The organism is Luteimonas soli, assembly GCF_042648865.1.
GTDB lineage: Bacteria > Pseudomonadota > Gammaproteobacteria > Xanthomonadales > Xanthomonadaceae > Luteimonas > Luteimonas soli.
Genome location: NZ_JBHRYA010000009.1, coordinates 180465 through 205049 on the forward strand (window position 1 = coordinate 180465; position 24585 = coordinate 205049).

At 68.7% G+C, this 24585-nt stretch carries 26 protein-coding genes, 4 tRNA genes and 1 other RNA gene; 21 read left to right on the plus strand and 10 right to left on the minus strand.

The features are described 5' to 3' along the window. Positions 1–41 precede the first annotated feature (41 nt). From clpX to ACFONC_RS13650, 6 genes are all read left to right on the plus strand, one after another. Positions 42–1331: an ATP-dependent Clp protease ATP-binding subunit ClpX gene (gene clpX, locus ACFONC_RS13625; RefSeq protein WP_386744946.1), complete on the plus strand. Its 1290-nt coding sequence runs from the start codon at positions 42–44 to the stop codon at positions 1329–1331. A gap of 170 nt (positions 1332–1501) precedes the next feature. Next, positions 1502–3967, plus strand: coding sequence for an endopeptidase La (gene lon, locus ACFONC_RS13630; protein WP_386744947.1), 2466 nt, complete (start codon positions 1502–1504; stop codon positions 3965–3967). 218 nt (positions 3968–4185) lie between these two features. Further along, positions 4186–4458, plus strand: coding sequence for an HU family DNA-binding protein (locus ACFONC_RS13635; RefSeq protein WP_386744949.1), 273 nt, complete (start codon positions 4186–4188; stop codon positions 4456–4458). 44 nt (positions 4459–4502) lie between these two features. After that, positions 4503–4577: transfer RNA gene (locus ACFONC_RS13640), tRNA-Val, on the plus strand. A gap of 30 nt (positions 4578–4607) precedes the next feature. Further along, positions 4608–4684, plus strand: a tRNA-Asp gene (locus ACFONC_RS13645). A 419-nt stretch (positions 4685–5103) separates the two neighbouring features. Beyond that, on the plus strand, positions 5104–7083 hold the full coding sequence (locus ACFONC_RS13650) for a SurA N-terminal domain-containing protein (protein WP_386744951.1): 1980 nt from the start codon (positions 5104–5106) through the stop codon (positions 7081–7083). Between the two features lie 210 nt (positions 7084–7293). Here the strand turns inward: ACFONC_RS13650 and ACFONC_RS13655 are convergent, their stop codons facing one another. From ACFONC_RS13655 to gloB, 3 genes are read right to left on the minus strand one after another with little or no spacing between them, the layout of a single operon-like run. Continuing rightward, positions 7294–8082, minus strand: coding sequence for an enoyl-ACP reductase FabI (locus ACFONC_RS13655; protein ID WP_386744953.1), 789 nt, complete (start codon positions 8080–8082; stop codon positions 7294–7296). 27 nt (positions 8083–8109) lie between these two features. Then, positions 8110–9381: a lytic transglycosylase domain-containing protein gene (locus ACFONC_RS13660; RefSeq protein ID WP_386744954.1), complete on the minus strand. Its 1272-nt coding sequence runs from the start codon at positions 9379–9381 to the stop codon at positions 8110–8112. Further along, a complete protein-coding gene (gene gloB, locus ACFONC_RS13665) occupies positions 9378–10142 on the minus strand; it encodes a hydroxyacylglutathione hydrolase (RefSeq protein WP_386744955.1) in 765 nt (254 codons plus the stop codon). Before gloB ends, ACFONC_RS13660 begins: the two co-directional genes overlap by 4 nt. Before the next feature lie 35 nt (positions 10143–10177). Between gloB and ACFONC_RS13670 the strand changes: the two genes are divergently transcribed. The 3 genes from ACFONC_RS13670 to dnaQ are packed head-to-tail and all read left to right on the plus strand — an operon-like array spanning position 10178 to position 12015. Next, positions 10178–10831: a methyltransferase domain-containing protein gene (locus ACFONC_RS13670; protein ID WP_386744957.1), complete on the plus strand. Its 654-nt coding sequence runs from the start codon at positions 10178–10180 to the stop codon at positions 10829–10831. Beyond that, entirely contained in the window at positions 10828–11283 is a 456-nt protein-coding gene (gene rnhA, locus ACFONC_RS13675) for a ribonuclease HI (protein ID WP_386744959.1), read from the plus strand. Before ACFONC_RS13670 ends, rnhA begins: the two co-directional genes overlap by 4 nt. A 33-nt stretch (positions 11284–11316) precedes the next feature. Continuing rightward, positions 11317–12015: a DNA polymerase III subunit epsilon gene (gene dnaQ / locus ACFONC_RS13680; protein ID WP_386744961.1), complete on the plus strand. Its 699-nt coding sequence runs from the start codon at positions 11317–11319 to the stop codon at positions 12013–12015. Between the two features lie 155 nt (positions 12016–12170). Here the strand turns inward: dnaQ and ACFONC_RS13685 are convergent, their stop codons facing one another. Continuing rightward, positions 12171–12875: a PP2C family protein-serine/threonine phosphatase gene (locus ACFONC_RS13685; protein ID WP_386744963.1), complete on the minus strand. Its 705-nt coding sequence runs from the start codon at positions 12873–12875 to the stop codon at positions 12171–12173. A 325-nt stretch (positions 12876–13200) separates the two neighbouring features. Further along, positions 13201–13291: transfer RNA gene (locus tag ACFONC_RS13690), tRNA-Ser, on the minus strand. 113 nt (positions 13292–13404) lie between these two features. On the opposite strand from ACFONC_RS13690, the gene ACFONC_RS13695 reads away from it, so the two are divergent. Further along, positions 13405–13812 carry a DUF6165 family protein gene (locus tag ACFONC_RS13695; protein WP_386744965.1) on the plus strand — a complete coding sequence of 136 codons (408 nt, stop codon included), beginning with the start codon at positions 13405–13407 and terminating at the stop codon, positions 13810–13812. A gap of 18 nt (positions 13813–13830) precedes the next feature. On the opposite strand, the gene ACFONC_RS13700 is transcribed toward ACFONC_RS13695, so the two are convergent. Together ACFONC_RS13700 and ACFONC_RS13705 are read right to left on the minus strand one after the other, a co-directional pair. After that, the gene (locus ACFONC_RS13700; RefSeq protein ID WP_386744967.1) at positions 13831–14181 is read right to left on the minus strand and encodes a hypothetical protein; all 351 of its coding nucleotides are present in this window, start codon (positions 14179–14181) and stop codon (positions 13831–13833) included. Between the two features lie 593 nt (positions 14182–14774). Beyond that, on the minus strand, positions 14775–15797 hold the full coding sequence (locus ACFONC_RS13705) for a glycosyltransferase family 9 protein (RefSeq protein WP_386745167.1): 1023 nt from the start codon (positions 15795–15797) through the stop codon (positions 14775–14777). Positions 15798–15871: 74 nt separating this feature from the next. On the opposite strand from ACFONC_RS13705, the gene ACFONC_RS13710 reads away from it, so the two are divergent. The 6 genes from ACFONC_RS13710 (at position 15872) to ACFONC_RS13735 (ending at position 19730) form a co-directional block, all read left to right on the plus strand. After that, positions 15872–16630: a 3-deoxy-D-manno-octulosonic acid kinase gene (locus ACFONC_RS13710; protein WP_386744969.1), complete on the plus strand. Its 759-nt coding sequence runs from the start codon at positions 15872–15874 to the stop codon at positions 16628–16630. Between the two features lie 28 nt (positions 16631–16658). Continuing rightward, positions 16659–17417: an MBL fold metallo-hydrolase gene (locus ACFONC_RS13715; RefSeq protein WP_386744971.1), complete on the plus strand. Its 759-nt coding sequence runs from the start codon at positions 16659–16661 to the stop codon at positions 17415–17417. Further along, positions 17414–18436, plus strand: coding sequence for a GTP 3',8-cyclase MoaA (gene moaA / locus ACFONC_RS13720; protein WP_386744973.1), 1023 nt, complete (start codon positions 17414–17416; stop codon positions 18434–18436). The genes ACFONC_RS13715 and moaA overlap by 4 nt, the downstream gene beginning before the upstream one ends. Positions 18437–18565: 129 nt before the next feature. Beyond that, entirely contained in the window at positions 18566–19060 is a 495-nt protein-coding gene (moaC, locus tag ACFONC_RS13725; RefSeq protein WP_386744975.1) for a cyclic pyranopterin monophosphate synthase MoaC, read from the plus strand. Further along, entirely contained in the window at positions 19057–19302 is a 246-nt protein-coding gene (locus ACFONC_RS13730) for a MoaD/ThiS family protein (RefSeq protein WP_386745169.1), read from the plus strand. The genes moaC and ACFONC_RS13730 overlap by 4 nt, the downstream gene beginning before the upstream one ends. Positions 19303–19313: 11 nt before the next feature. Continuing rightward, positions 19314–19730: a molybdenum cofactor biosynthesis protein MoaE gene (locus tag ACFONC_RS13735; protein ID WP_386744976.1), complete on the plus strand. Its 417-nt coding sequence runs from the start codon at positions 19314–19316 to the stop codon at positions 19728–19730. Positions 19731–19761: 31 nt separating this feature from the next. On the opposite strand, the gene ffs is transcribed toward ACFONC_RS13735, so the two are convergent. Together ffs and ACFONC_RS13745 are read right to left on the minus strand one after the other, a co-directional pair. After that, an RNA gene (gene ffs, locus ACFONC_RS13740) (signal recognition particle sRNA small type) lies at positions 19762–19858 on the minus strand. 243 nt (positions 19859–20101) lie between these two features. Beyond that, positions 20102–20194, minus strand: a tRNA-Ser gene (locus ACFONC_RS13745). A gap of 162 nt (positions 20195–20356) precedes the next feature. Between ACFONC_RS13745 and dnaX the strand changes: the two genes are divergently transcribed. The 5 genes from dnaX to ACFONC_RS13770 all read left to right on the plus strand — a co-directional run bounded on the left by dnaX (position 20357) and on the right by ACFONC_RS13770 (position 23855). Further along, complete coding sequence (gene dnaX / locus ACFONC_RS13750; protein WP_386744978.1) at positions 20357–22093, plus strand: DNA polymerase III subunit gamma/tau; 1737 nt, start codon at positions 20357–20359, stop codon at positions 22091–22093. Between the two features lie 10 nt (positions 22094–22103). After that, a complete protein-coding gene (locus ACFONC_RS13755; protein ID WP_386744980.1) occupies positions 22104–22424 on the plus strand; it encodes a YbaB/EbfC family nucleoid-associated protein in 321 nt (106 codons plus the stop codon). An 85-nt stretch (positions 22425–22509) separates the two neighbouring features. Further along, the gene (locus tag ACFONC_RS13760) at positions 22510–22788 is read left to right on the plus strand and encodes a hypothetical protein (RefSeq protein WP_386744981.1); all 279 of its coding nucleotides are present in this window, start codon (positions 22510–22512) and stop codon (positions 22786–22788) included. A gap of 48 nt (positions 22789–22836) precedes the next feature. Beyond that, on the plus strand, positions 22837–23433 hold the full coding sequence (gene recR, locus ACFONC_RS13765) for a recombination mediator RecR (protein ID WP_386744983.1): 597 nt from the start codon (positions 22837–22839) through the stop codon (positions 23431–23433). A gap of 74 nt (positions 23434–23507) precedes the next feature. After that, positions 23508–23855, plus strand: coding sequence for a histidine triad nucleotide-binding protein (locus ACFONC_RS13770; RefSeq protein WP_386744985.1), 348 nt, complete (start codon positions 23508–23510; stop codon positions 23853–23855). Positions 23856–24066: 211 nt separating this feature from the next. Here ACFONC_RS13770 and ACFONC_RS13775 read toward each other — a convergent pair whose 3' ends face one another. Beyond that, positions 24067–24555 (minus strand): Slp family lipoprotein, encoded by a 489-nt coding sequence (locus tag ACFONC_RS13775; protein WP_386744986.1) that lies wholly within the window; start codon positions 24553–24555, stop codon positions 24067–24069. Between the last annotated feature and the right edge of the window lie 30 nt (positions 24556–24585).

Sequence of the window (24585 nt, forward strand, 5' to 3'; positions counted from 1 at the left end):
TGCTATTCTCGAATCGTAATCCGCAAAGATCGACCAGACGCATGACCGAAGACCGACAGGGCCGTTCCGGCGACAGCAGCAAGATCCTGTATTGCTCGTTTTGCGGGAAGAGCCAGCACGAGGTGCGCAAGCTGATTGCGGGCCCCAGCGTGTTCATCTGCGACGAATGCGTCGAGCTGTGCAACGACATCATCCGTGAGGAACTCGAGGAGAAGGCGCAGTCGGCGCGCAGCTCGCTGCCCAAGCCGCGCGAGATCCTCGAAGTGCTGGACCAGTACGTGATCGGCCAGGCCCGCGCCAAGCGCACGCTGGCGGTCGCCGTGTACAACCACTACAAGCGGATCGAGAGCCGGCAGAAGAACGACGACGTCGAGCTGGCCAAGTCCAACATCCTGCTGGTCGGCCCGACCGGTTCGGGCAAGACGCTGCTGGCCGAGACCCTGGCGCGCATGCTCAACGTGCCGTTCACCATGGCCGATGCCACCACGCTGACCGAAGCCGGCTACGTCGGCGAGGACGTGGAGAACATCATCCAGAAGCTGCTGCAGAAGTGCGACTACGACGTCGACAAGGCGCAGCAGGGCATCGTCTACATCGACGAGATCGACAAGATCTCGCGCAAGAGCGAGAACCCGTCGATCACCCGCGACGTGTCGGGCGAAGGCGTGCAGCAGGCGCTGTTGAAGCTGATCGAGGGCACCGTGGCCAGCGTGCCGCCGCAGGGCGGGCGCAAGCATCCGCAGCAGGAGTTCCTGCAGGTCGATACCAAGAACATCCTGTTCATCGTCGGCGGCGCTTTCGCCGGCCTGGACAAGATCATCCAGCAGCGCAGCACCGACGCCAGCGGCATCGGCTTCGGCGCCAAGCTCAAGAGCGCCGAGCGCAAGGTCGAGGTCGGCAAGGTGCTGGCCGACGTCGAGCCCGAGGACCTGATCAAGTTTGGCCTGATCCCCGAGTTCGTCGGCCGCCTGCCGGTGGTCGCCACGCTCGAGGAGCTTGACGAGGCCGCGCTGGTGAAGATCCTCACCGAGCCGAAGAACGCCATCACCAAGCAGTTCCACAAGCTGTTCGACATGGAGGGCGTGGAGCTGGAGTTCCGCCAGGACGCGCTGTCGGCGATCGCCCGCAAGGCGCTCAAGCGCAAGACCGGCGCGCGCGGCCTGCGCACCATCGTCGAGTCGGTGCTGCTGGACACGATGTACGACCTGCCGTCGCTGGAGAACGTCAGCAAGGTGGTCGTCGACGAGTCGGTGATCGAGCACAAGTCCGACCCGTACCTGATCTACCAGACCCCGCCGGCGGCCTCGCCGAAGGTGGCGGCAGGCGAGTAGCCGCCGCAGTTCGGGGGCGGGCGAGGAAAGTCCGCCAAGCCCCTGATTCCACGATGATCATGAAGGGCCGCTGCGAACCAGCGGCCCTTCCTGCTTGCATCCTCCGCCCGCGCGCCCCATAACGAAGCCATCGCGGCGGCGTCCGCGCACGCAATCATTCCGGAGTCCAGATGACCAGCCACACCGAACACGAAACCCCCGATCCCGGCGCAGGTCCGGGGCAGGTCCTGCCGGTGCTGCCGTTGCGCGACGTGGTCGTGTTCCCGCACATGGTGATCCCGCTGTTCGTGGGTCGCGAGAAGTCGATCCGCGCGCTGGACCTGGCCATGGACGGCGACAAGCGCATCCTGCTGGTTGCCCAGAAATCCGCCGAAACCGACGATCCCGAGGCCGGCGACCTGTACGAAGTCGGCACGCTGGCCCAGGTGCTGCAGTTGCTGAAGCTGCCCGACGGCACGATCAAGGTGCTGGTCGAAGGCGTGTCGCGCGCGCGCGTGGACAACGTCGGCGAGCGCGATGGCTGCCTGGCCGGCCGCGGCGTCGTGGTCGAGTCGACCGCAACGCGCGATCCACGCGAGGTCGAGGCCGTCGCGCGTTCGCTGATGAGCCTGTTCGAGCAGTACGTCAAGACCAATCGCAAGCTGCCGCCGGAACTGCTGCAGACGCTGTCGGGCATCGACGAGCCCGGTCGCCTGGCCGACACCATCGCCGCGCACCTGGGCGTGCGCCTGTCCGACAAGCAGCGCCTGCTCGACACCATCGACATCGCCGACCGACTGGAGATGCTGGTCGGCTTCGTCGACGGCGAGATCGACGTGCAGCAGATGGAGAAGCGCATCCGCGGCCGGGTGAAGTCGCAGATGGAGAAGAGCCAGCGCGAGTACTACCTCAACGAGCAGATGAAGGCGATCCAGAAAGAGCTCGGCGAGATGGACGACGCGCCGAACGACATCGAGGAGATCGCGCGCAAGATCGCCGAGGCGGGCATGCCCAAGGCGGTGGAGGCCAAGGCCAAGAGCGAGTTCAACAAGCTCAAGCAGATGTCGCCGATGTCGGCCGAGGCCGCGGTGGTGCGCAACTACCTCGAGTGGGTGCTCGGCGTGCCGTGGAAGAAGCGCAGCAAGGTGCGCAAGGACCTCGCCGCGGCGCAGGAAGTGCTCGACGCCGACCACTACGGGCTGGAGAAGGTCAAGGAACGCATCCTCGAATACCTGGCCGTGCAGACGCGCGTGAAGCAGATGAAGGGCGCGATCCTGTGCCTGGTCGGCCCGCCGGGCGTGGGCAAGACCTCGCTCGGGCAGTCGATCGCCAAGGCGACCAACCGCAAGTTCGTACGCATGTCGCTTGGCGGCGTGCGCGACGAGGCCGAGATCCGCGGCCACCGCCGCACCTACGTCGGTTCGATGCCGGGCCGCATCGTGCAGAACCTCAACAAGGTCGGCACCAAGAACCCGCTGTTCATGCTCGACGAGATCGACAAGATGTCGATGGACTTCCGCGGCGACCCGTCATCGGCGCTGCTGGAAGTGCTCGATCCCGAGCAGAACAATTCCTTCAACGACCACTACCTCGAAGTCGACCTCGACCTGTCCGAGGTGATGTTCGTGGCGACGTCCAACTCGCTCAACATCCCCGGCCCGCTGCTGGACCGCATGGAGGTCATCCGCATCCCCGGCTACACCGAGGACGAGAAGGTCAACATCGCCACGCGCTACCTGGTGCCCAAGCAGATGAAGGCCAACGGCCTGCGCGAGGGCGAACTGAAGATCGCCGAAAGCGCGATCCAGGACATCGTGCGCTACTACACGCGCGAGTCCGGCGTGCGCAACCTGGAGCGCGAGATCGCCAAGATCTGCCGCAAGGTGGTCAAGGAGATCGCGCTGCGCGGCCCGGTGCCAGCGACGGCGCGCAAGAAGAAGCCGCGCGCGCTGAGCGTGACCTCGAAGAACCTGGAAAAGTACCTGGGCGTGCAGCGCTACGACTTCGGCCGCGCAGAGCAGGACAACGAGATCGGCCTGGTCACGGGGCTGGCATGGACCGAGGTCGGCGGCGACCTGCTGCAGATCGAATCCACGCTGGTGCCGGGCAAGGGCAACCTGATCCTGACCGGCCAGCTGGGCGACGTGATGAAGGAGTCGGCTTCGGCGGCGCTGTCGGTGGTGCGTGCGCGCACCGACCGGCTCGGCATCGAACTGGACTTCCTGCAGAAGCTCGACGTGCACGTGCACGTCCCCGATGGTGCGACGCCCAAGGACGGTCCCAGCGCGGGCGCCGCGATGGCGACCTCGCTGGTCTCGACCCTGACCAAGATCCCGGTCCGCGCCGACGTGGCCATGACCGGCGAGATCACCCTGCGCGGCAAGATCACCGCCATCGGCGGGCTCAAGGAAAAACTGCTGGCCGCGCTGCGCGGCGGGATCCGCACCGTGATCATCCCGGACGAGAACCGCAAGGACCTGGCCGACATCCCGAAAAACGTCACAGATGCGATGAAGATCGTACCGGTGAAGTGGATCGACGAGGTGCTCGACCTGGCGCTTGAACGGCCGCTCGCGCCCAAGCTCGTTGCCCAGGGCGTGGAAGAGGTGCGGCGGGAATCGGACAAGCCTTCCGTGCCGCTGGATGTCAAGCATTGACGTTTTCCGGTTTGCCCTGAGAATGCACGGAAGCCCGGCGTTTTCCGCGGTTTTTTCGTGTTGCGCGCCCCATACCCCGCTGGTATAAACGACGGCAACCACGAAGCAGTAAACGTACGTGCGTCTGGTCAAGCGGCCCGGCAGGCCTGCGCGGTGCGCAGGGGAATCCGGCCATCATCATCGAGCGGACGATGTCCGCACAGGGAGTTTCCAGTCCAATGAACAAGAACGATTTGATCGAATCCGTTGCCGCGAGTTCCGGCCTGTCCAAGGCCGATGCCGGCCGCGCCGTCGATGCCGTGGTCGGTTCGATCACCGGCGCGCTGAAGGCCGGCGAGAGCGTCAACCTGATCGGCTTCGGCACCTTCGACGTGCGCGCGCGCGCCGCCCGGACCGGCCGCAACCCGCGCACCGGCGAGGAGATCCAGATCGCCGCCGCAAAAAATCCCGCTTTCAAGGCTGGCAAGGCGCTGAAGGATGCCGTAAACTGAGCGGCCGCCGCTGGTGAGATGTCTTCGCCGGCAAGCCAGGCACCGGGTGCTTAGCTCAGCGGTAGAGCGTCTCCTTTACACGGAGAGGGTCGGGGGTTCGAAACCCTCAGCACCCACCAGTCGGGCGAGGCGCACAAGGTTCAGAAAGCGGAGTGGTAGTTCAGTTGGTTAGAATGCTGGCCTGTCACGCCGGAGGTCGCGGGTTCGAGTCCCGTCCACTCCGCCAGTTATCGAAGAGGGCACCGGAAACGGTGCCCTTTTTTTTGGCTTTTTCGTTCATCCTGGGACGCTCGACGAGGCGTTTGCGCAGGCTCCGGCGGGCTGTCGGCCGGGAGCCGCTTTTTCCTCGGCAGAACATCCATGTCCTGACTCGGGCGCGCGCCATCCATGGCGCGCCTGTCGCGGCCCCCGGCCGCCAGGACACGGCTCACTCTGGCGTAGCCGTCGACGCTTCTTCGGTCGCCAATCCGAAGATGTCGTGACAGCGAATCGCAGACGCGGCGTCCGAAATCCGCGCACGGACCGTCTGCACGTGTCGCCACCGGCCTCCCCCGGGAGATGCCGCTCCCGTACAAGCGGCCCGGGCGGGGCCGGCCGGCGCCATTCCGGGTAAACTGGCCCGCTTCGTCCCGACATCCCTGACCGATGCTGCAGAAACTCCGCGAAAAAACCTCCGGCTGGATTGCCATGGTGATCCTTGGGCTGCTGTGCATCCCGTTCGCCTTCTTCGGCATGGAGCAGTACCTGTTCCAGCAGAACCATACGTTCGCGGCCAAGGTCGAGGCACCGCCGAAATGGTGGCAGTCGGCGCCGTCGTGGTGGCCGGTCACGATGCTGTGGCAGCGCGAGGAGATCGACCAGAACGAGTTCCGCGACGCCTTCGAGCAGGCGCGCCGGCAGGCGCGCGCGGCCCAGGGCGACAACTTCGACCCGCGCGAGTTCGAAAGCATCGACAACAAGCGCCGGGTCCTCGACGGACTGGTCGACCGGCTGGTGATGCAGATGTCCGCCAGTCGTGCCGGCATCGCCGTCAGCGACGAGCAGGTGCGCGAGGCGATCCAGTCCATCCCCGCCTTCCAGGTCGACGGCAGGTTCGACCCGCAGCGCTACCAGCTCGCGCTGGCGTCGCAGGTGCCGGCGGTATCGCCGCGTGGCTTCGAGCAGCAGGTCCGCGAAGGGCTGCAGCAGTCGCTGGTGGCCAGCCAGGTCGCCCAATCCGCGTTCGTAACGCCGTCGCAGATGGACCGCCTGATGAAGCTCATCGGCGAGCGCCGCGACGTTTCGTTCGTCGTGCTGCCGCCGCCGGCCGAGGACACCGAGCCGGTGACCGATGAACAGGTCGCCAGCTGGTACGAGGCCAACAAGGCCGAGTACCGGGCGCCGGAGACGGTCTCGATCGAATACGTCGACGTCGATTCGTCCGCGCTGCCCGTTTCGACGGCGCCCGACGAAGCCGCGCTGCGCCAGCGCTACGAGCAGGAAAAGGCACGGTTCGTCGAGCCCGAGCAGCGCCTCGCCTCGCACATCCTGATCCAGGTCGAACCGGGCGCGGACGCTGCGGCGCAAAAGGCGGCCGAGGAAAAGGCGGCCGCGGTCGCGGCGGAAGCGCGCAAGCCCGGTGCGGATTTCGCCGCGCTCGCGCGCGAGGATTCGGACGACACCGGATCGAAGGACAGCGGCGGTGATCTTGGCTGGGTCGCGCATGACGGCGGCATGGTGAAGCCGTTCGAGGATGCGTTGTTCGCGATGCAGCCCGGCGACGTGAGCGAGCCGGTGAAGACCGACTTCGGCTGGCACGTGATCAAGCTGCGCGAGGTCAGGAGCGGCGAGCAGACATCGTTCGAAGAGGCGCGCGCGCAGCTCGAAAGCGAGATGGCCGACGTCGGGCGCGAGCGCGCCTTCAACGAGTTGACCGGCAAGCTGGTCGACCAGGCGCTGAAGAACCCGAGCGCGCTGGCGCCCGCGGCGAACGCGGTCGGCCTGCCACTGCAGAAGCTCGGGCCGTTCTCGCGTGACAACGGCACCGGCATCGCCGCCAGCCCGGCGGTGGTCCGCGCCGCGTTCTCCGAGGTGCGGATCCAGGACGGGACGGTGAGCGACCCGATCGAGATCGCGCCGGGGCACAGCGTGGTGATCCGTGTCACCGGGCATACCGCCGAGCGCGCGCTCACGCTGGACGAAGTCCGCGAACGCGTGGTGGCCGAGATCCGCGGCGATCGCATGCGCGAGGTCGCGGAGGCCGAGGCCGATGCGATGGTCGCCAAGCTTGCGGCCGGGGAGCCGCTGTCGGCGCTGGCCGAGGCGAAGGAACTGACCGCGCAGGACGTGCCCAACGTGCCGCGCGGCGTGCCGGTGCCCGATCCGGCCGCGACCGAGGCCTATTTCGAGGTTCCGGTTCCTGCCGAAGGCAAGGTGTCGCCGGGCAAGGCGACGCTGGGCGACGGTCGCGTGCTCGTGTTCGCGGTCACCAAGGTCACGCCCGGCGACCCGAAGGAGGCCAGCGAGCAGGAGAGCGCGGCGCTGCAGCAGCAGCTGGCGCAGGTCGCGGGCAGCGAGGATGCCGACGGGATGCTCAAGGCGCTGCGCAAGCGGATGAAGATCACGGTGGCCGAAGCGCGGCTATAGGTCGCGCAACGCAAACCGGAGCATCCAGGAGGATCCGTGTTTGGCATCAGTATCTGGCATCTGATCATCCTTGCCGCGGTAGCCGCGATCATCGTGGCCCTGGCATGGGTGGTATCCATCCTCCGTAAAAAATGATGCAGGCAAACAGAAAAAGCCCCGTCGCATGCAGCGGCGGGGCTTTTTTGTTGCCGTTCTTGTCGATGGATGTACTTAGTCGATGCCCGGCATCCCCACGGTGCTGTAGCCGGCGTCGACGTAGGTGATCTCGCCGGTGATGCCGGCCGCCAGGTCCGAACACATGAAGGCCGCGGCGTTGCCGACGTCCTCGATGGTGACGTTGCGGCGTAGCGGCGCGGCGGCTTCGAAGGTGCTGAGCATCTTGCGGAAGTTGCCCACGCCCGATGCGGCCAAGGTCTTGATCGGGCCGGCCGAGATCGCGTTGACGCGCGTGCCCTCGGGGCCGAGGTTGAGCGCCAGGTAGCGCACCGTCGATTCCAGGCTGGCCTTGGCCACGCCCATCACGTTGTAGTTCTGCAGCGCGCGGATCGAGCCGAGGTAGCTCAGGGTCAGGATCGCGCCGTTGCGGCCCTTCATCATCGGTCGCGCGGCCTTGGCCAGCGCCGCCAGCGAGTAGGCCGAGATGTCCTGGGCGATGGCGAAGTTCTCGCGGGTCAGACCGTCGAGGAAGTCGCCGCCGATCGCCTCGCGCGGCGCGTAGGCGATGCAGTGGACGAGGATGTCGAAGCCGTCGGTCCAGTGCTTGCCGAGTTCCGTGAAGCACGCTTCGATCTGCTCGTCCGAGGCCACGTCCAGTGGCAGCACGATGCTGGAGCCGTATTCCTTCGCGGCGTCTTCCACGCGCGAGCGCAGCTTGTCGGTCTGGTAGGTCAGGGCCAGTTCGGCACCCTGGCGGTGCATCGCCTCGGCGATGCCGCTGGCGATCGAGCGCTGGCTGGCGATGCCCGTGATCAGGGCGCGTTTGCCTTGCAGGAAACCCATGGTGTTCTCGCTGGTTGAGCAATCGCCCTATTCTGGCACGGCCGACACGCTGTCGGCATCGGGCACGGTGGCCGGCGCGTCGTCGATTTCCAGCACCATGCCCGGATGCAGCACGTCGGTGGCGGACAGGTCGTTGCGCTCGAGCAGGTCGGCGCGACTGACGCCGTAGTGTTCGGCCAGGCGCCAGATCGAATCGCCGCGCGCCACCACGTGGGTGCGCGGCGCGGGCGTGGCGACGTTCGCCGGCGAGCCGGCACCGGCGCCCGGGGAGTCTTCCGCCACGACCGGGTTGATGACCGTGGCGTTGGAGGCATCGGCGAGCGTGGTGATCCGCGGCGTGGCCGGTTGCGCGGCCGGCGCCTCGCCCGGTCTGCGCGGGACGAGCACCTGCAGTGTCTGTCCGCGCGCCTTCGCGATGCGGCCGCCGGCGAAGGCTGGATTGATCCGGCGCACGTTCTTCGGGTCGCGGCCGTGCTGCCTGGCCCAGGCGTCGAGGCTGGTCGCGCCAGACGGCAGCGATTCCGGCGTGAGTATCGCCACCGGCCGGTCGAGCGCCTGCAGCCATTGTTCGCGGTCGTCGGCGCGGTCGAGCACGCACGACAGGGCGTGCAGCTTGCGCACGTAGGCCCGGGTGATGCCCGACAGGCTGACCAGCTTCTCGGGGTCGGCATCCATCGCCTGCTGGCCGCTGCGCTTGAGCGCGCCGAACACGCGGTATTCGCCGGCGTTGTAGGCCATGACCGCCAGCCGCCAGTCGCCGGCGAACATGCCGTGCAGGGTCTTCAGGTAGCGCACCGCGGCCTGGGTCGACTCGACCGGCGACAGGCGGCCGTCGTAGCCGGGGCGGATCGCGATGTCGTGGTCGCGCGCGGTCAGGGCGATGAACTGCCACAGCCCGGCCGGACCGGAGCTGCTGCGCGCGCCGGGCTTGTAGCCACTTTCGACGAACGGGATCAGCGCGTACTCGGTCGGCAGGTGTGCTTCGCGCAGGGCGTCGACCACGTAGCCGAACAGCGGCAGGACGTTGTCCTCGCGCGAGGCCAGCCGTTTCGGTGCCGCGGCGAAATGCCGCTGCCAGCGCTCGCTGGTGTCCGGCCCGCAGCTGGGGTCGGCCAGGCCTTCGCGGAAGCGGGCGTAGATCTCGCGGCCGCTGCGCGTGGTCGGGGCTGCCGGCTGCGCCAATGACGTCACCGGAGCTTTGGCTTCGGCCGGCGGCACCGGTTCCGCGGCCTGCGCGCCGGCGATGGCGAGCGCTGCCGACAGCGCCACGGACCATCGCCACCCGGCGAGCCGGGTCATGCGCGAAACCCGTCCTTCCAGCGCCGCAACGCAGCGAAAGCATCCACGCGGCCGTCGACCGCGTGGCCGGCATGCCCTGCGATCGCCGCGCCCACGGCCGGCACGTCGACGCGCAGGAACGGGTTGGTCGCGCATTCGAGCGCGAGCGTGCTGGGCAGGGTGGGGCGACCGGACTGGCGCATGGCCTGGGCTTCCTCGATGCGGCGCGCGAGCGCCGGGTTGTCGGGTTCGACCACGCGCGCGAAGGCGGCGTTGGACAGCGTGTATTCGTGGCCGCAGCAGACCAGGGTGTCGCCGGGCAGCGCGGCCAGCCGGTCGAGCGACCCCAGCATCTGCGCGGGCGTACCCTCGAACATGCGGCCGCAACCGAGACTGAACAGCGTGTCGCCGCAAAACAAGAGCCCATGACCGTGGAATGCGATGTGGCTCACGGTATGGCCGGGGACGGCGATGGTTTCGAAGACCCAGTCGCCGATCCGGACCCGGTCGCCGTCGCCCACGCGCTGGCTGGCCGTGGTGATCCGGTCGTCGACAGGCGCGATCACCGGCAGGGTGGGCCACCGCCGGCGCAGTTCGTCCACGCCACCGATGTGGTCGCCGTGGTGGTGGGTGAGCAGGATGCCGGCCGGCTGCAGGCCATCGTCTGCCGCGGCGAGCACCGGGCCTGCCTGCCCGGGGTCGACGACCAGGGCGCGGCCGGCGTCGTCGCGCCAGGTCCAGATGTAATTGTCATCGAAGGCTGGCAGCGGCAGCAGGTGCATCTGGGGCGGTTCCCGGGGCCGTTAGAATTGCGACCATGCCTGCCGATTCCGCCACCGGTCAACCTGACAGCGCCCGCGCGTGGTTCAGGTCGGACGCCGGCCTGGCGCTGCTCGAGAGCGAGCGTCCGACCGTATTGCGCGCGCTGTCCGAGCGCCCGGCGATGCCGTGGCTGTGGCTGGCGCCGGTCGGGCAGGAGGGCGCCGGGCAGGGGCGGGGGCTGCGCCTGGTGGCGTCAGGCGCAGGCTGGTCGGGCGACGCCTGCTGCCGGCTGCCGCTTCCGCTGGCCACCGAGTCGATCGGCGTGGTCGTGCTGCAGCACGTGGCCGCGCCCGGCCGCAGCCGGCGCGAACTGTTCGAGGAATGCGCCCGCGTGCTGGCGCCGGGCGGGCGGCTGTGGGTGTTCGCGCTCAACCCGCTGGCGCCGTACCGCTGGCAGTGGCGCGGCACCGGGCTGGGTGCCGCGGAGCCGCTGTCGTGGCGGCGCCGGATGCGCGCCGCCGGGCTGGTGCCCGAACCGGTGTCGCAGGGACTGGGTCCCGGCTGGCGGGTGCGCGTCGCGCACGAGCCGCAGGACGGCCCGGGCCTGCGCGCCGCCTACGCGATCCGCGCCGAGAAGCGCGCCTGGCCGATCACACCGGTGCGCCAGCGCGCGCGCCTGCCGATGCCTGAAGGAATCCCTGCTGCATGAAACACGTCGAGATCCACACCGACGGTGCCTGCCTCGGCAACCCCGGCCCCGGCGGCTGGGCGGCGCTGCTGCGCTACGGCGAGCGTGAGCGCGAGCTGGCCGGCGGCGAGGCGCAGACCACCAACAACCGCATGGAGCTGATGGCTGCGATCATGGCCCTGGAGACGCTGACCGAACCGTGCAGCGTAGTGCTGCACACCGACTCGCAGTACGTGCGCCAGGGCATCACCGAATGGATGCCCAACTGGCTGCGCCGCAACTGGAAGACCGCCGGCGGTGCCGCGGTCAAGAACCGCGACCTGTGGGAACGCCTGCACGCGGCCACCGGACGCCACAAGATCGATTGGCGCTGGGTAAAGGGACATTCGGGCGACCCCGACAACGAGCGCGTCGACGTCCTCGCCCGCGACGAGGCCGTCAAGCTCAAGTCCGCCGCGAACGCGCTGCTGTAGCCTTTCCGAATCCCGAATCCCGAATCCCGAACCATGCGCCAGATCGTCCTCGACACCGAAACCACCGGCCTTGAATGGAAGAAGGGCAACCGCGTCGTCGAGATCGGCTGCGTGGAACTGGTCGAGCGCAGGCCCACTGGCCGCACTTACCACCAGTACATCCATCCCGAGCGCGAGTTCGAACCGGGCGCGCAGGAAGTCACCGGCCTGACCCTGGAATTCCTCGCCGACAAGCCGAAGTTCGCCGCGATCGCCGACGAGTTCCTCGCCTTCATCGACGGCGCGGAGCTGGTGATCCACAACGCCGCGTTCGACGTCGGCTTCCTCGACCACGAGCTGTCGCGCCTGGGCGACCACTACGGCCGCATCCGCGAGCGCGCCCAGGTGCTCGACTCGCTGGAACTGGCCCGCCAGCGCTATCCTGGCCAGCGCAATTCGCTCGACGCGCTGTGCAGGCGACTGGGCGTGGACAACTCGCACCGCCAGCTGCATGGCGCGCTGCTGGACGCGCAGCTGCTGGCAGAGGCCTACCTGGCCCTGACCGCGGGCCAGAGCGAGATCGGCTTCGCCAGCGTCGAGGTAGCCGAGGTGCGCACGGCCGGGGTGTCGCTGGACACGGCCACGCTGCAGCCACGGCCGAAGGTAGTCGTCGAAGACGTCGACCTGGCCGCGCACGTGGCGCGGCTGGAGGCAATCCGGAAGAAGGCCGGCAAGGCCGTCTGGGACCTGTAGCGGCTGCTGCGGGGCGGGTCTCGAAGGAATTCGTCGTCTCGGAGACCCCGATTCAAGCCGTCATTCCCGAGTGCTTTTGTCGGGAATCCATGGGTTTTCTCGCGCCGGGTCGAAAAGCTCGCGGCTGAAGCCGCTCCTACGGGAGACCTCAGGGATCAGTGGCGGCGCACCAGCACCACGGTCACGTTGTCCGAGCCACCACCGTCGAGCGCGGCGGCCACCAGCCCGTCCACGCATTCCTGAGCGCTGCATTCGGTATGCGCGAGCACCTGCGAGATGCCGCGGTCGTCGACCTCCTCGGTCAGGCCGTCGCTGCACAGCAGCAGCTGCATGCCCGGCAGCAGGTCGCCGGACAGGGTCTCGACGTTGAGGTTCTGCGGGTCGGTCACGCCCAGGGCCTGGGTCACCACGTTGCGGTGCGGATGGGTGCGCGCCTGGTCGACGCTGATCGTGCCCTGCGAGATCAGCTCCTGCACGTAGCTGTGGTCCTGCGACAGCTGCGCCAGCTTCTGCTCGTGCCACAGGTACACGCGACTGTCGCCGACCCAGGCCACCTCGAAGCGGTTGCCGGTGATGCGCGCGGCCACCACGGTGGTGCCCATGGGCAGCGAATCGCTGCGCTTGCGCGAGGCGCGGATGATTTCCTCGTCGGCGATCCGGATCGCCTGCGGCAGCGGCGTGCCCTGTCGGATCTCGCGCACGATCGCCTCGCGCGCCAGGGCGCTGGCGACCTCGCCGTACTCGTGCCCCCCCATTCCGTCGGCCACCAGCCACAGGCCCATTTCACTGTCGCCGTAGTACGTGTCCTCGTTCAGCTCGCGCCGCAGGCCGACATGGGTCAGGTGTCCGAATTCGATCATGGGCGGCTCTGCGGGCGGCGACGGGCGGGAACCTTCTCGTCCCGGACAACGCGGTGGTGAGGCTGAACAGGACGCCGCAGGGCGCCGGGGACGGAAAATAGGGGTGGATGCATGATGCTGGCGTGGAGGGCTGGCGGTCCGGTTCCGGGCGTAGGGTACAGGGCCGATCCTGCGGACCGGCATGCTGATACATGCGAAAAAACCTTGTCCCGGGTGCCAATGGCGGCGCGCGCCGTGGCTATTCGTGGGGGCCGGGCGCGAACAAAGTCCCCGTGCGGGGCTGGTCGAATACGCAAAACGCCCCTTGCGGGGCGTCGTGCGTATCTGGCGGAGAGGGGGGGATTCGAACCCCCGAGGCGCTATAAACGCCTGCCTGATTTCGAGTCAGGTACATTCAACCGCTCTGCCACCTCTCCGGATTTCCCCGTGCGGCGGGCCGCGGCCGGGGGCGCAATGATACGGGCGGCGGCGGCGGTGGACAAGGCGAGGGCGGTACACTGCAGGCCGTTTTTCCAGCCGTGAAAGGGCCATGTCCGAAATCTCCGTCCCCGTGTCGTTCGGCGAGCTGCTCGACAAGATCGCCATCCTGCAGATCAAGTCCGAGCGCATGACCGACCAGGCCAAGCTGGCCAACGTCCACAACGAGCTCGCGGCGCTGGAGAAGACCTGGATGGCGCATCCGGCTGCCAGCCAGGACGTCGCCCGCCTGCGTGCCGACCTGAAGGCCGTCAACGAGCGGCTGTGGGTGATCGAGGACGACATCCGCCTCAAGGAGAAGGCGCAGGCCTTCGACGACGAATTCATCCGCCTGGCGCGCAGCGTCTACATCGAAAACGACACGCGGGCGCGGCTCAAGAAGGAGATCAACCTGGCGCTGGGTTCGAGCTACGTCGAGGAGAAGTCGTACCAGGACTATCGGAGCGATTCCGCGTCCTGATCCCGGCGGCGGCCTTCATCAGGTCGCCAGCGCGTAAGCCGACAGCGTGAACGCCAGCAGCGCCGCGGTGGCCGCGACCAGCGAGAACCGGTTCGCCCGCCGCAGTTCGCGTTCGAGCACGGCGTTGCGCTGTTGCAACGCCACCAGGGTGTTGTCCAGCTGGCTGGCGCCCTGCTGCAGCGATGCCAGCGTGCGCTGCATTTCGCCGGCCAGCTGCTTCACCGCGTCGGCATTCTGCGTGGCCGCGTCCTGCAGCTCCTTGATCTGCTGTGGGACCTGGTCGGCGCCCTTGTCGCGGGTGAACATGGGCTTGGCCATCTGGATGATGTCCGGCAGGAACGGTGCGACCACCGTGAACCAGGCTGCCATCGGGACTCCTCGGGACGCTGGGTGATTGGGCGAGTATGCCAGCGCGCGTCGCGGTGGCCCGCGGCCTTTCTGGCGGACGGAATTTTCCATCTTGCACCGTAGGTCGGGGCTACGCCCCCGACGCGCTTTTCGCTTTGCCGCCTGGAGGCATCGTAGGGCGGGTCTTGACCCGCCTGCTGTTCGGGTTTCTCTCAAATCAAGATCAAAAGCTTTCGCGCCGTGACGGCGCGAGCCACCTTTCTTTGCTTGTGCAAAGAAACCTGGCGCAAAGAAAGCACACCCCGCCTTCGCGCCCGGTGCTGCGCACCGGGTCCGCGGAGCCGGCGGGATTTTTCGAAGGGGCATCCTGCCCCTGCGAAAAACGCCGCACATCCCTGTGCGGCGCCCCCGTATCAAGTACGGGGCAGGCTCTTCGGGTCTTGTCCGCCGGCTCCACCGCTACGGAGGGGGCCCGAAGATCAAGATCAAGATCAAAAGCCAAAGCCCCGGCTCCGGTATGCCCTGTAGGAGCGGCGGAAGCCGCGAGCTCTTGATCTTTGGTGGACTCTCAAAAGCTCGCGGCTGAAGCCGTCCCCTCGGGGACGCGGGACCAGTTAGCCGCGCGAAACCACGAACCGTTCGAACGCCGCAATGCCGTCCTCGACGGTCACCAGGTCCATCACCCCGTCGCGCTCGATCTTCGTACCCCACTTCAGCGTACTCGCAGGCTTCCCCAGGTACTTGCGCGCCGCGTCGTCGTAGCGGTCCACGCAGTAGCGGCGGTCGGAATACGGGCCACTACGCTCGGGGTTGCTGGCCGCATGCAGGCCAAGCACCTTGGTACCCATGGCGTTGGCGATGTGCATCGGGCCCGAATCGGGGGTCATCACCAGGTCGGCGCGTTCGAGCAGGGCGGGCAGCTGCTTGAGCGTGTCCTTGCCGACCAGGTCCAGCACGGGGGTCTGCATCGTGGCGATGATCGCGTCGGTGGTGTCGCGCTCCAGCTCGCTGCGGCCGCCGCACAGCACGATGCGCCAGCCGCGCGCGGCGGCGTGGTCGGCGACGGCGGCGTAGCGGTCGCTGCGCCAGTTGCGCAGGGCGTGGCTGGAGCAGGGCGAGATGAGTAGCGTCGGAACGCTGTCATCCGGCCACTGCTCGCGGGCCCATTCACGGGCATCGTCCGGCACCGGCAGGTCCCACGTGACCTGTTTCTGTTCCAACCCCAGCGGTTCGCAGAAGCTGCCAATGGCGTCGAGCACGTGGATCCCGGGGCGGTCGGGGATGCGCTCGTTGATGAACAGTCCGTGCAGGTCCTTCGAGCGTGTGCGGTCGTAGCCGATGCGTCGCGTCGCCGGCACGAACGCCGACAGCAGGTTGGCGCGTGCGGCGACCTGCATCTGCAGCAGCGCGTCGAAGCGCCGGCTGCCGAACTCCCGGCGCAGCGCACGCATCCCGGCCAGGCCGGTCTTCTTGTCGTAAACGGCGAATTCCACGCCCTCCAGGCCCTCGAGCAGCCTGTACTCGCCCTTGCCGATTACCCACGTCAGCGCAACGCCGGGCCAGGCGCGTCGCAGCGTGCGCACCAGCGGCACGACATGGGTGGCGTCGCCCAGCGCGGACAGGCGCAGCAGGCAGATCGTGCGGTGAACGGCGGTGTCGGACACGGCCGGAATAACGGGATCGGAAGGCATGCGCTTGTTAGACTCGCCGGATGGCCGCGTTCGATGCTACCGAAAGCCTGACGCCGTTCCGCGCCGGCCGCGGTGGACGCGGTGTCGGCTCGATTCTGTTCGACGGCACGCAGTTGCGGCAAGCCGATCCGCGCTGGTTCAACCCGGAGGCCTGGGGCGACCGCGCGCAGGCGGTCGGCGACGGCGGCCGCGGCGGCGCCTGGTACATCGACGCCACGCACGGCCCCTGCGTGCTGCGCCACTACCTGCGCGGCGGCCTGGCGGCAAGGTTCAGCCGCGACAGGCACCTGTGGCGGGGTGCCGACCAGGTGCGCAGCTTCGCCGAGTTCCGGCTGCTGCGCGAGCTGCTCAAGCAGGACTTGCCGGTGCCGCGGCCGATCGCCGCAAGCTACCTGCGCGAAGGCCTGTCCTACCGCGCCTCGATCCTGATGGAGCGCCTGCTCGACGTGCGCTCGCTCGCCGACCTGGCCAGGACCGACGGCCACAGTGCGCCGTGGGACGAGGCCGGGCGCCTGGTCGCGCGTTTCCATCGCGCCGGCCTCGACCACGTCGACCTCAATGCCCACAACCTGCTGTTCGACGCGGACGGCAAGGGCTGGATGATCGACTTCGACCGCAGCACGCTGCGCATCCCCGCCACCGGCTGGCGCGAAGGCAACCTGGCGCGGCTCAATCGCTCGCTGCTCAAGCTGCGCGGCCACCGCGGCATCAAGGAAGTGGAAGAAGACTTCGCCCGCCTGCGCAAGGGTTACGACGCGCAGTGGGATCGCGGGATTTGACGGGCATGGCCCTGGCGGACAAGCACTGATGGCCTGGTCGCTGCGCTTCCACGGCGTCGGCAACGCCTCGGCGGTCGAACTGGGATCGCCGATGGCGACCATCGAACGCGATGGCGCGCCATGGCTGACCATCGACTGCGGCGCGGAAGGGCTGACCGCGTACCTGGCGCATTACGGGCAAGCGCCGCGCGCGCTGTTCGTCACCCACGTGCACATGGACCACGTCGCCGGCTTCGAGCGGCTGTTCGTGGCCGATTACTTCGACGCCGCGCGCCGCGGCAAGACCCGGCTCTACGTGCCGGCGACGGTGGTCCCGCTGCTGCACCGGCGCGTGGGCGACTACCCGAACGTGCTCGCCGAGGGCGGCGCGAACTTCTGGGATGCGTTCCAGCTGGTGCCGGTGGGCGACGCGTTCTGGCACGAGGGCGTGCGGCTGGAGGTGTTCCCGGTGCGCCATCACTGGCCGGAGACTGCCTACGGCCTGCGCCTGCGCGGCAGCCTGGCGTGGAGTGGCGATACCCGGCCGATCCCCGAAGTGCTGGCGAAACATGCCGATGCCGGCGAACTGGTCGCGCACGACTGCGCGCTGCACGGCAACCCCTCGCACAGCGGCATCGACGACCTCGAGCGCGAATATCCGCGCGAACTGCTCGAACGCTGCATCCTCTACCACTACGCCGGCATCGCCGACGGCCAGGCGCTGGCCGGGCGCGGCCACCGTGTCGCCACGCCCGGCGAGGTGGTCACGCTGGCCGAGCCGACCGCCGAACGCGGCCTGCCCGCATGAACGCCGTGCCGCAACTGCCGGCGACGCCGCTCGATCGCCTCGGCCGCCCGCTGCACGACCTGCGGTTGTCGGTGATCGAGGCCTGCAACTTCCGCTGCGGCTACTGCATGCCGGCCGACAAGGTGCCCGACGACTACGGCATGGACGCGGCGTCGCGGCTGTCGTTCGACGAGATCGAGACGCTGGTGCGCGGCTTCGCCCGGCTGGGAGTGCGCAAGCTGCGTCTGACCGGCGGCGAACCGCTGCTGCGTAAGCGGCTGCCCGAACTGGTGGCGCGCCTGGCCGCCGTCGACGGCATCGACGACCTTGCCGTGACCACCAATGGCGCGCTGCTGGCGAAGCAGGCGAAGGCGCTGCGCGATGCGGGGCTGCGGCGGATCACGATCAGCCTCGACGCGCTCGATCCGGCGCTGTTCCGTGTGCTGTCCGGCGGCCGCGGCGAGCTGCCTGACGTCCTGGCCGGCATCGCTGCGGCCGAGGACGCCGGTTTCGAGCGCCTCAAGTTCAACTGCGTCGTGCAGCGCGGCGTCAACGACGGCCAGGTGCTGCCGCTGGTCGAGCATTTCCGCGGCAGCGGCCACATCGTGCGCTTCATCGAATACATGGACGTGGGCACCTGCAACGGCTGGGATGTGACCCGCGTGGTGCCGTCGGCCGAGTCGCGCGACCGCATCCACGCGCGCTGGCCGCTGCATCCGCTCGATCCCAACTACCGCGGCGAAGTCGCCTCGCGCTACGCCTTCGACGACGGCGCGGGCGAGGTCGGCTTCGTCAGTTCGATCAGCGCGCCGTTCTGCGGCGACTGCCACCGCGCGCGCGTCTCCGCCGACGGCCGGCTGTACACCTGCCTGTTCGCGGCCGACGGCACCGACCTGCGGCCCGTGCTGCGCGATGGCGATGCCGCGCTGGCCGACCACGTCGCGAACCTCTGGACGCGGCGCGGCGACCGCTACAGCGAACTGCGCGGTCGCGCAGGCGCATCGCGGCGGCACGTGGAGATGTTCCTCGTCGGGGGTTAGGGGCTGGGGATTGGGGGTTGGAGGCCGGACAAACGCCTCCAGCTCTTGCCCCTTTGGAAAAGGGGGTATGGGGGATTTGCTTTCTGCCGGACAGCAGGGACTCCCCGCACAGCCCCTTACAATGCCGCCATGCCCGCAAAACCAGCCCGCAAGCTCAGCCACCTCGACGCCGAAGGCCGTCCCGCGATGGTCGACGTCTCCGGCAAGGCCGTCACCGCGCGCCAAGCCGTGGCCGAATGCCGGGTGAAGTTCCCGGCCGCGGTCGCCGCGCAGCTGCGCGCCAGCGGCCTGCGCAGCGCCAAGGGCGGCATCGTCGAAACCGCGGTCATCGCCGGCACCATGGCGGTCAAGCGCACCCATGAACTGATCCCGTTCTGCCACCCGCTGCCCATCGACGGCGTGCGCATCGGCATCGACTGGCACGGCGAGCGCGAGCTGCGCATCGAGTGCGCGGTGAAGACCACGCACCGCACCGGCGTCGAGATGGAAGCGTTGACCGGCGCGACGGTCGCTGCGCTGACCGTCTACGACATGTGCAAGGCGCTGTCGCACGCGATCGTGCTCGGCCCGGCGAAGCTGCTGGGCAAGCGCGGCGGCCGCCACGACTTCGGGAGCGCGGGCTGATGGCGCGGGTCACGGTGCTGTACTTCGCCAGCCTGCGTGATGCCGCGGGCGTGGCCAGCGAAACGATCGATTCCGGCGCGGCCGACCTGCGCGCGCTCTATGACGCACTGCGCGAGCGCCATGGCTTCGTGCTTCCGGTCGACCGGTTGCGGGTGGCGGTCGATGGTGCGTTCGCGCGCTGGGACGATGCGCTCGAGGAGGGCAGCGAGATCGCATTCGTCCCACCGGTGAGCGGCGGTTGAGCACCAGGGGCATGCCGCGTTTCTCGCTGTCGCCGGAACCGTTCGCGATCGAGCCGCTGCGCGAGGCGCTGGACGACGCGCGCGCCGGCGCGTTCGCTGGGTTCGAGGGCCGCGTGCGCAACCACAACGACGGCCGCGCAGTCGACGGATTGCATTACGAAGCCTACGTCGCATTGGCCGAGGCCGAGGGCGAGCGCGTGCTGGCCGAGGCGCTCGAACGCTTCGACATCCTCGACGCCCGCTGCGTGCACCGCACCGGCGACCTCGCGATCGGCGAGGTCGCGGTCTGGGTCGGCGTCACCGCCGCGCACCGCGATGCCGCCTTCGCCGCCTGCCGCTACATCATCGACGAGGTCAAGGCGCGCGTGCCGATCTGGAAGCGCGAGCGCTACGCCGGCGGAGGTGAGGATTGGCAGCATCCGCGGTAGCCGCGCATGCGGAGCATTGGAAATGGCGATGACCCCGCCGGCTGACCTCGGCGCCCGCGTCGATCGATACCGTTGCTGCCTTCCGGCCCTGGCGGGGTTTTCGACCTAGCGTCGCGAGGGGCCGACGGGGCCACCATAGAGACGTGCGCTCGCGAAGAACAGCGCGTAGCGAACGCGGGATTCTACCAGTATCGCGAGCGTTGATGTCCGGCCGGGGGATGCACTCGGCACATCCATGTGCCTCGCCCTTCGGGCGGCTGCGCCGTGCAAATCGGCAGTCCTGCCGATTTGTCGAACCCGCAGGGATTCGCACCAGATCCCCTCTCTCCGCCACATACGCAAAACGCCCCTTGCGGGGCGCTTGGCGTATGTGGCGGAGAGAGGGGGATTCGAACCCCCGAAGCGCGGTTTAGACGCTTACACACTTTCCAGGCGTGCTCCTTCAACCACTCGGACACCTCTCCGCTGGAACCTGAAGGAAGCTTCCGGCAACGCTCAGGGGCGCCGATTCTAGCCGTGGCGGGCAGGTATCACAACATGAAGCCCCTGCCACATGCCCGGGCGCGCTGCGGCGCGTTCGACATCAGGGTAGGCAAGGTTCGTCGGGGCGCGGCAGAATGGACGCCATGTCCTACCTCGTCCTCGCCCGCAAGTGGCGCCCCAAGCGTTTCGCCGAACTGGTCGGGCAGGAGCACGTGGTCCGCGCGCTGTCCAATGCGCTCGATTCGGGCCGCGTGCACCACGCCTACCTGTTCACCGGCACCCGCGGGGTCGGCAAGACCACCATCGCGCGGATCTTCGCCAAGAGCCTGAACTGCGAGCGCGGCACCGGCGCCGATCCCTGCGGCGAGTGCGAGACCTGCCAGGCGATCGACGCCGGCCGCTACATCGACCTGCTGGAGATCGACGCGGCCTCCAACACCGGCGTCGACAACGTCCGCGAGCTGATCGAGAACGCGCAGTACATGCCCTCGCGCGGCCGCTACAAGGTGTACCTGATCGACGAAGTGCACATGCTGTCGAAGGCGGCGTTCAACGCGCTGCTCAAGACGCTGGAAGAGCCGCCGGAGCACGTCAAGTTCCTGTTCGCCACCACCGATCCCGAGAAGCTGCTGGTGACGGTGCTGTCGCGCTGCCTGCAGTTCAACCTCAAGCGGCTGGACGAAGAGCAGATCGGCGGCCAGATCTCGAGGATCCTCGCAGCCGAAGGCATCGCCGCCGAGCCGGGCGCGGTCGAACAGCTCGCCAGGGCCGCCGACGGCAGCCTGCGCGACGGGCTGTCGCTGCTCGACCAGGCCATCGCCTACACCGGCGCCAACGCCGACAGCGCGCTGACCGACGCCGCGCTGTCGACGATGCTCGGCACCGTCGATCGCACCCGCGTCGGCGCGCTGCTGTCGGCGCTGGCTGCCGGGGACGGCAAGGCGCTGCTGGATGAAGTCGCCACGCTGGCCGAGTTCTCGCCGGACTGGGCCGGCGTGCTCGACGCGCTGGCCGAGGCGCTGCACCGGGTGCAGGTGAAGCAACTGGTGCCGGACAACGATGTCGGCGCCGGCGGCGTGGACGTCGAGGCGCTGGCTTCGGCGCTGCGCCCGGAAGTCGTGCAGCTCTGGTACCAGATGGCGCTCAACGGCCGCCGCGACCTTTTCCTGGCGCCGAGCCCGCGCTCGGGCTTCGAGATGTGCCTGCTGCGGATGCTGGCCTTCCGACCGGTTGATGGCGGCACGGTGTCGGCGTCCGCGCCCGTCGCGCAACGCAAGACCGGCCCGGCCGCCGCGCGCGAGGCGCTGGAGAGCGCCGCGCCGGCGAAACGACAGGAAGCACCTGCCAGGCCGGCCACGCCGCCGGCGCCGCCGCGTCCGATTCCACAGGCGCCCGCCGCTGCCCCGGTGCCGCCCGCCGCCGCGCGCGAGCCGGCAGCGGCGCCGCCACCGCCCGCGCAGGCCGCGCCAACGGCAGCACCCGTGCCGGTCGAACTGGATGCTGCCGGCTGGCCCGATTTCGTCGCAGCGCTCGACCTGCGCGGCCCGGTGAAGGAACTCGCCGCCAGCGCCGGCTTCGTCGCCTGGTCCGACGGCGTGCTGCGCCTGTCGCTGCCGCCGGCCGACGACCACCTCAAGGCGCCGTTCCTGGTGTCGCAGCTGGCATCCGCGCTGGCCATGCCGCTCGGGACCCAGCCGCAGATCCGCTTCGACGCCGCACAGGCAGCCACCGAAACGCTGCACGCGCGCAACGAACGCCAGCGCGACGAACGCCAGGCTTCGGCCGAGAGCGCCTTCCTCGCCGACCCGCAGGTGCAGCGGCTGATGTCGCAGCACGGTGCGAAGCTGGTGCCCGACTCGATCCGCCCCCACGACGAATAGAGAGAACGCCATGCGTGGAAACATCGCCCAGCTGATGCAGCAGGCGCAGAAGATGCAGGAAGACATGCAGCGCGTGCAGGAAGAACTCGCCAACCTCGAAGTCACCGGCAACGCCGGTGGCGGCATGGTGGCAGTGACGCTCACCGGCCGCATGGAGTGCCGCAAGGTGCGCATCGACCCCAGCGTGCTGTCCGACCCGGAGATGGCCGAGGACCTGATCGCCGCCGCCTTCAACGACGCGGTCAACAAGGCCAACGCCGCCTCGCAGGAAAAGATGGGCGCGGCCACCGCCGGCATGCCGCTGCCTCCGGGCATGAAACTGCCGTTCTGAGGTGGCACGGATGGCGTTGACGACCCGCAACCGGCCTCGGGCACACTGAGTGTTCCACTCGCGCTACGGCCACGGATACGCGGGCATGCGAATGGCGAAGTTGCTCGCCGTCGCGTGCCCGATGTTGCTGGCGTCGATGCTGCTGCTGCGCGCGTTCCTGCCGCTGCCCGAACCGATCCGCTGGCTGTGGGCCGCGACCGCGATCTGCGTGGCACTGTCGGCCGCGGTGGCGCTGATCCTGGTGATGATCGGGCCGTGGCAGAATCGCCTCGCCGGCGTCGGGCTCGGTGCGGTGGCCGGCGCGCTGTTGCTGGTGCGCGAACCCGCCTACGCCTGGGCCGCGCAGCTTTCGCGCGTGCTTTGAGCATGGCCTTGCCATGACCGCGTCGCCGCTTGCCCGCCCCGGATCCCGATGACCAGCCCGCTGCTCGAACAACTGATCGAAGCCTTCCGCGTCCTGCCTGGCGTCGGCCAGAAGACCGCGCAGCGCATGGCCTACCACGTGCTCGAACGCGAGCGCGACGGTGGCCGGCGACTGGCGGACGCGCTGGCCGAGTCGATCGAACGCATCGGCCACTGCGCGCGCTGCCGCGACTTCAGCGAAACCGAGACCTGCGCCACCTGCGCCAGCGCCTCGCGCGACGTGCAGCAGCTGTGCGCGGTGGAATCGCCGGCCGACCGCCTCGTGATCGAACAGGCGACCGGCTACCGCGGCCTGTACTTCGTGCTGCAGGGCCGGCTCAGCCCGCTCGACGGCATCGGCCCGCGCGAACTTGGCCTCGAACAGCTGGCGACGCGCCTGGCGACGGGCGAAGTGCAGGAACTGATCATCGCCACCAACCCCACCGTGGAGGGCGAAGCCACGGCGCACTACCTCGCCCAGCTCGCCCGCAACCACGGTGTGCGCCCCAGTCGCCTGGCACACGGCGTGCCGCTGGGGGGTGAGCTCGAATACGTGGACCGCGGCACGCTGTCGCATGCGTTCGGGTCGCGGAGCGAGATGCCTTGAAAGCGGGGATTCGGGATTAGGGATTCGGAAGGGCGGGGTACCATCGCCCCAACCCCCAATCCCGGCTTTCCAACATGACCACCATCTTCCACAAGATCATCCGCCGCGAAATCCCGGCCGACATCGTCTACGAGGACGACGACATCATCGCGTTCCGCGACATCGCGCCGCAGGCGCCGGTGCACGTGTTGTTCGTGCCGAAGACCGACGTTGCGACGCTCAACGACCTGCGCGAGGAGCAGGCCGCGGTGGTCGGGCGGCTTGCGTTCGCCGCGGCGCGCTATGCGAAGGAGCAGGGGTTCGCGGAGGACGGTTACCGCATCGTCATGAACTGCAACGAGCATGGCGGGCAGACGGTATTCCAGATCCACCTGCATTTGCTGGCGGGTGCGCAGCTGGGGCGGTTCGGGACGCCGGGCTGACCGGCGTGCCGATTTGCGGGGCGAAAAGCCGGTCGGGGGCGTAACCCCGGCCTACGGCGCGCGATGAAAATCCGATTTGCGTAGGTCGGGCCTACGCGCCCGACGGCTCTTGATCTTCCGCACCGGATGACCGCGCGATCGCCGGCAACTACGACCACCACATGAAAAACGCCCGGAAGCCCGGGCGTTTTCATTCAAGCCGGAAGGCGGCTCACCACCACCCCCACCACGGCCACGGCGCCGGGCGGGTGACGACGTTCACGCGCTCGCGGATCGGCCACAGGTAGACCACATCCGCGGCGACGTGCGGGAAGCGGTAGTCGTAACCGCCGATGCGCCGGTTCTCGTAGCCGTCGATGCGGCCGGTGAAGCTGACCTCGCGGTTCTTCTCGAACACCGCCGGATCGTAGAAACCGGCGCGGCAGACGATGAAGCGGCCGCCGGTGTCGTCCGTCGCCCAGTACGGGCGGCCATTGGCGTTGAGGCGGGTGGAAATCACCTCGAAGCAGGTGCGGTTTTCCTTCGGTTCGACCTGCACGATGCGCCCGCCCCAGCGGACCAGGGCGCCGGTGCTGTCCAACTCGGCGGCTTCGCGCGGGGTGATCTGGTTGAACTCGCCCTGCAGCGGTTGCGGCACGGTGCTGCAGGCGGCGAGCAGCGCGCTGGCGAGGCAGGCGGCGGCGAACGGTCGGAAGTCCATGCTGATCTCTCCGGAGCGTGGTCGGAAGCG

What these genes read in the sequence shown, in the direction of transcription:
- clpX (WP_386744946.1), top strand. Translation starts at nt 42, where the DNA reads ATGACCGAAGACCGACAGGGCCGTTCCGGCGACAGCAGCAAGATCCTG.
- lon (WP_386744947.1), top strand. Translation starts at nt 1,502, where the DNA reads ATGACCAGCCACACCGAACACGAAACCCCCGATCCCGGCGCAGGTCCG.
- ACFONC_RS13635 (WP_386744949.1), top strand. Translation starts at nt 4,186, where the DNA reads ATGAACAAGAACGATTTGATCGAATCCGTTGCCGCGAGTTCCGGCCTG.
- ACFONC_RS13650 (WP_386744951.1), top strand. Translation starts at nt 5,104, where the DNA reads ATGCTGCAGAAACTCCGCGAAAAAACCTCCGGCTGGATTGCCATGGTG.
- ACFONC_RS13655 (WP_386744953.1), bottom strand. Translation starts at nt 8,082, where the DNA reads ATGGGTTTCCTGCAAGGCAAACGCGCCCTGATCACGGGCATCGCCAGC.
- ACFONC_RS13660 (WP_386744954.1), bottom strand. Translation starts at nt 9,381, where the DNA reads ATGACCCGGCTCGCCGGGTGGCGATGGTCCGTGGCGCTGTCGGCAGCG.
- gloB (WP_386744955.1), bottom strand. Translation starts at nt 10,142, where the DNA reads ATGCACCTGCTGCCGCTGCCAGCCTTCGATGACAATTACATCTGGACC.
- ACFONC_RS13670 (WP_386744957.1), top strand. Translation starts at nt 10,178, where the DNA reads ATGCCTGCCGATTCCGCCACCGGTCAACCTGACAGCGCCCGCGCGTGG.
- rnhA (WP_386744959.1), top strand. Translation starts at nt 10,828, where the DNA reads ATGAAACACGTCGAGATCCACACCGACGGTGCCTGCCTCGGCAACCCC.
- dnaQ (WP_386744961.1), top strand. Translation starts at nt 11,317, where the DNA reads ATGCGCCAGATCGTCCTCGACACCGAAACCACCGGCCTTGAATGGAAG.
- ACFONC_RS13685 (WP_386744963.1), bottom strand. Translation starts at nt 12,875, where the DNA reads ATGATCGAATTCGGACACCTGACCCATGTCGGCCTGCGGCGCGAGCTG.
- ACFONC_RS13695 (WP_386744965.1), top strand. Translation starts at nt 13,405, where the DNA reads ATGTCCGAAATCTCCGTCCCCGTGTCGTTCGGCGAGCTGCTCGACAAG.
- ACFONC_RS13700 (WP_386744967.1), bottom strand. Translation starts at nt 14,181, where the DNA reads ATGGCAGCCTGGTTCACGGTGGTCGCACCGTTCCTGCCGGACATCATC.
- ACFONC_RS13710 (WP_386744969.1), top strand. Translation starts at nt 15,872, where the DNA reads ATGGCCGCGTTCGATGCTACCGAAAGCCTGACGCCGTTCCGCGCCGGC.
- ACFONC_RS13715 (WP_386744971.1), top strand. Translation starts at nt 16,659, where the DNA reads ATGGCCTGGTCGCTGCGCTTCCACGGCGTCGGCAACGCCTCGGCGGTC.
- moaA (WP_386744973.1), top strand. Translation starts at nt 17,414, where the DNA reads ATGAACGCCGTGCCGCAACTGCCGGCGACGCCGCTCGATCGCCTCGGC.
- moaC (WP_386744975.1), top strand. Translation starts at nt 18,566, where the DNA reads ATGCCCGCAAAACCAGCCCGCAAGCTCAGCCACCTCGACGCCGAAGGC.
- ACFONC_RS13735 (WP_386744976.1), top strand. Translation starts at nt 19,314, where the DNA reads ATGCCGCGTTTCTCGCTGTCGCCGGAACCGTTCGCGATCGAGCCGCTG.
- dnaX (WP_386744978.1), top strand. Translation starts at nt 20,357, where the DNA reads ATGTCCTACCTCGTCCTCGCCCGCAAGTGGCGCCCCAAGCGTTTCGCC.
- ACFONC_RS13755 (WP_386744980.1), top strand. Translation starts at nt 22,104, where the DNA reads ATGCGTGGAAACATCGCCCAGCTGATGCAGCAGGCGCAGAAGATGCAG.
- ACFONC_RS13760 (WP_386744981.1), top strand. Translation starts at nt 22,510, where the DNA reads ATGCGAATGGCGAAGTTGCTCGCCGTCGCGTGCCCGATGTTGCTGGCG.
- recR (WP_386744983.1), top strand. Translation starts at nt 22,837, where the DNA reads ATGACCAGCCCGCTGCTCGAACAACTGATCGAAGCCTTCCGCGTCCTG.
- ACFONC_RS13770 (WP_386744985.1), top strand. Translation starts at nt 23,508, where the DNA reads ATGACCACCATCTTCCACAAGATCATCCGCCGCGAAATCCCGGCCGAC.
- ACFONC_RS13775 (WP_386744986.1), bottom strand. Translation starts at nt 24,555, where the DNA reads ATGGACTTCCGACCGTTCGCCGCCGCCTGCCTCGCCAGCGCGCTGCTC.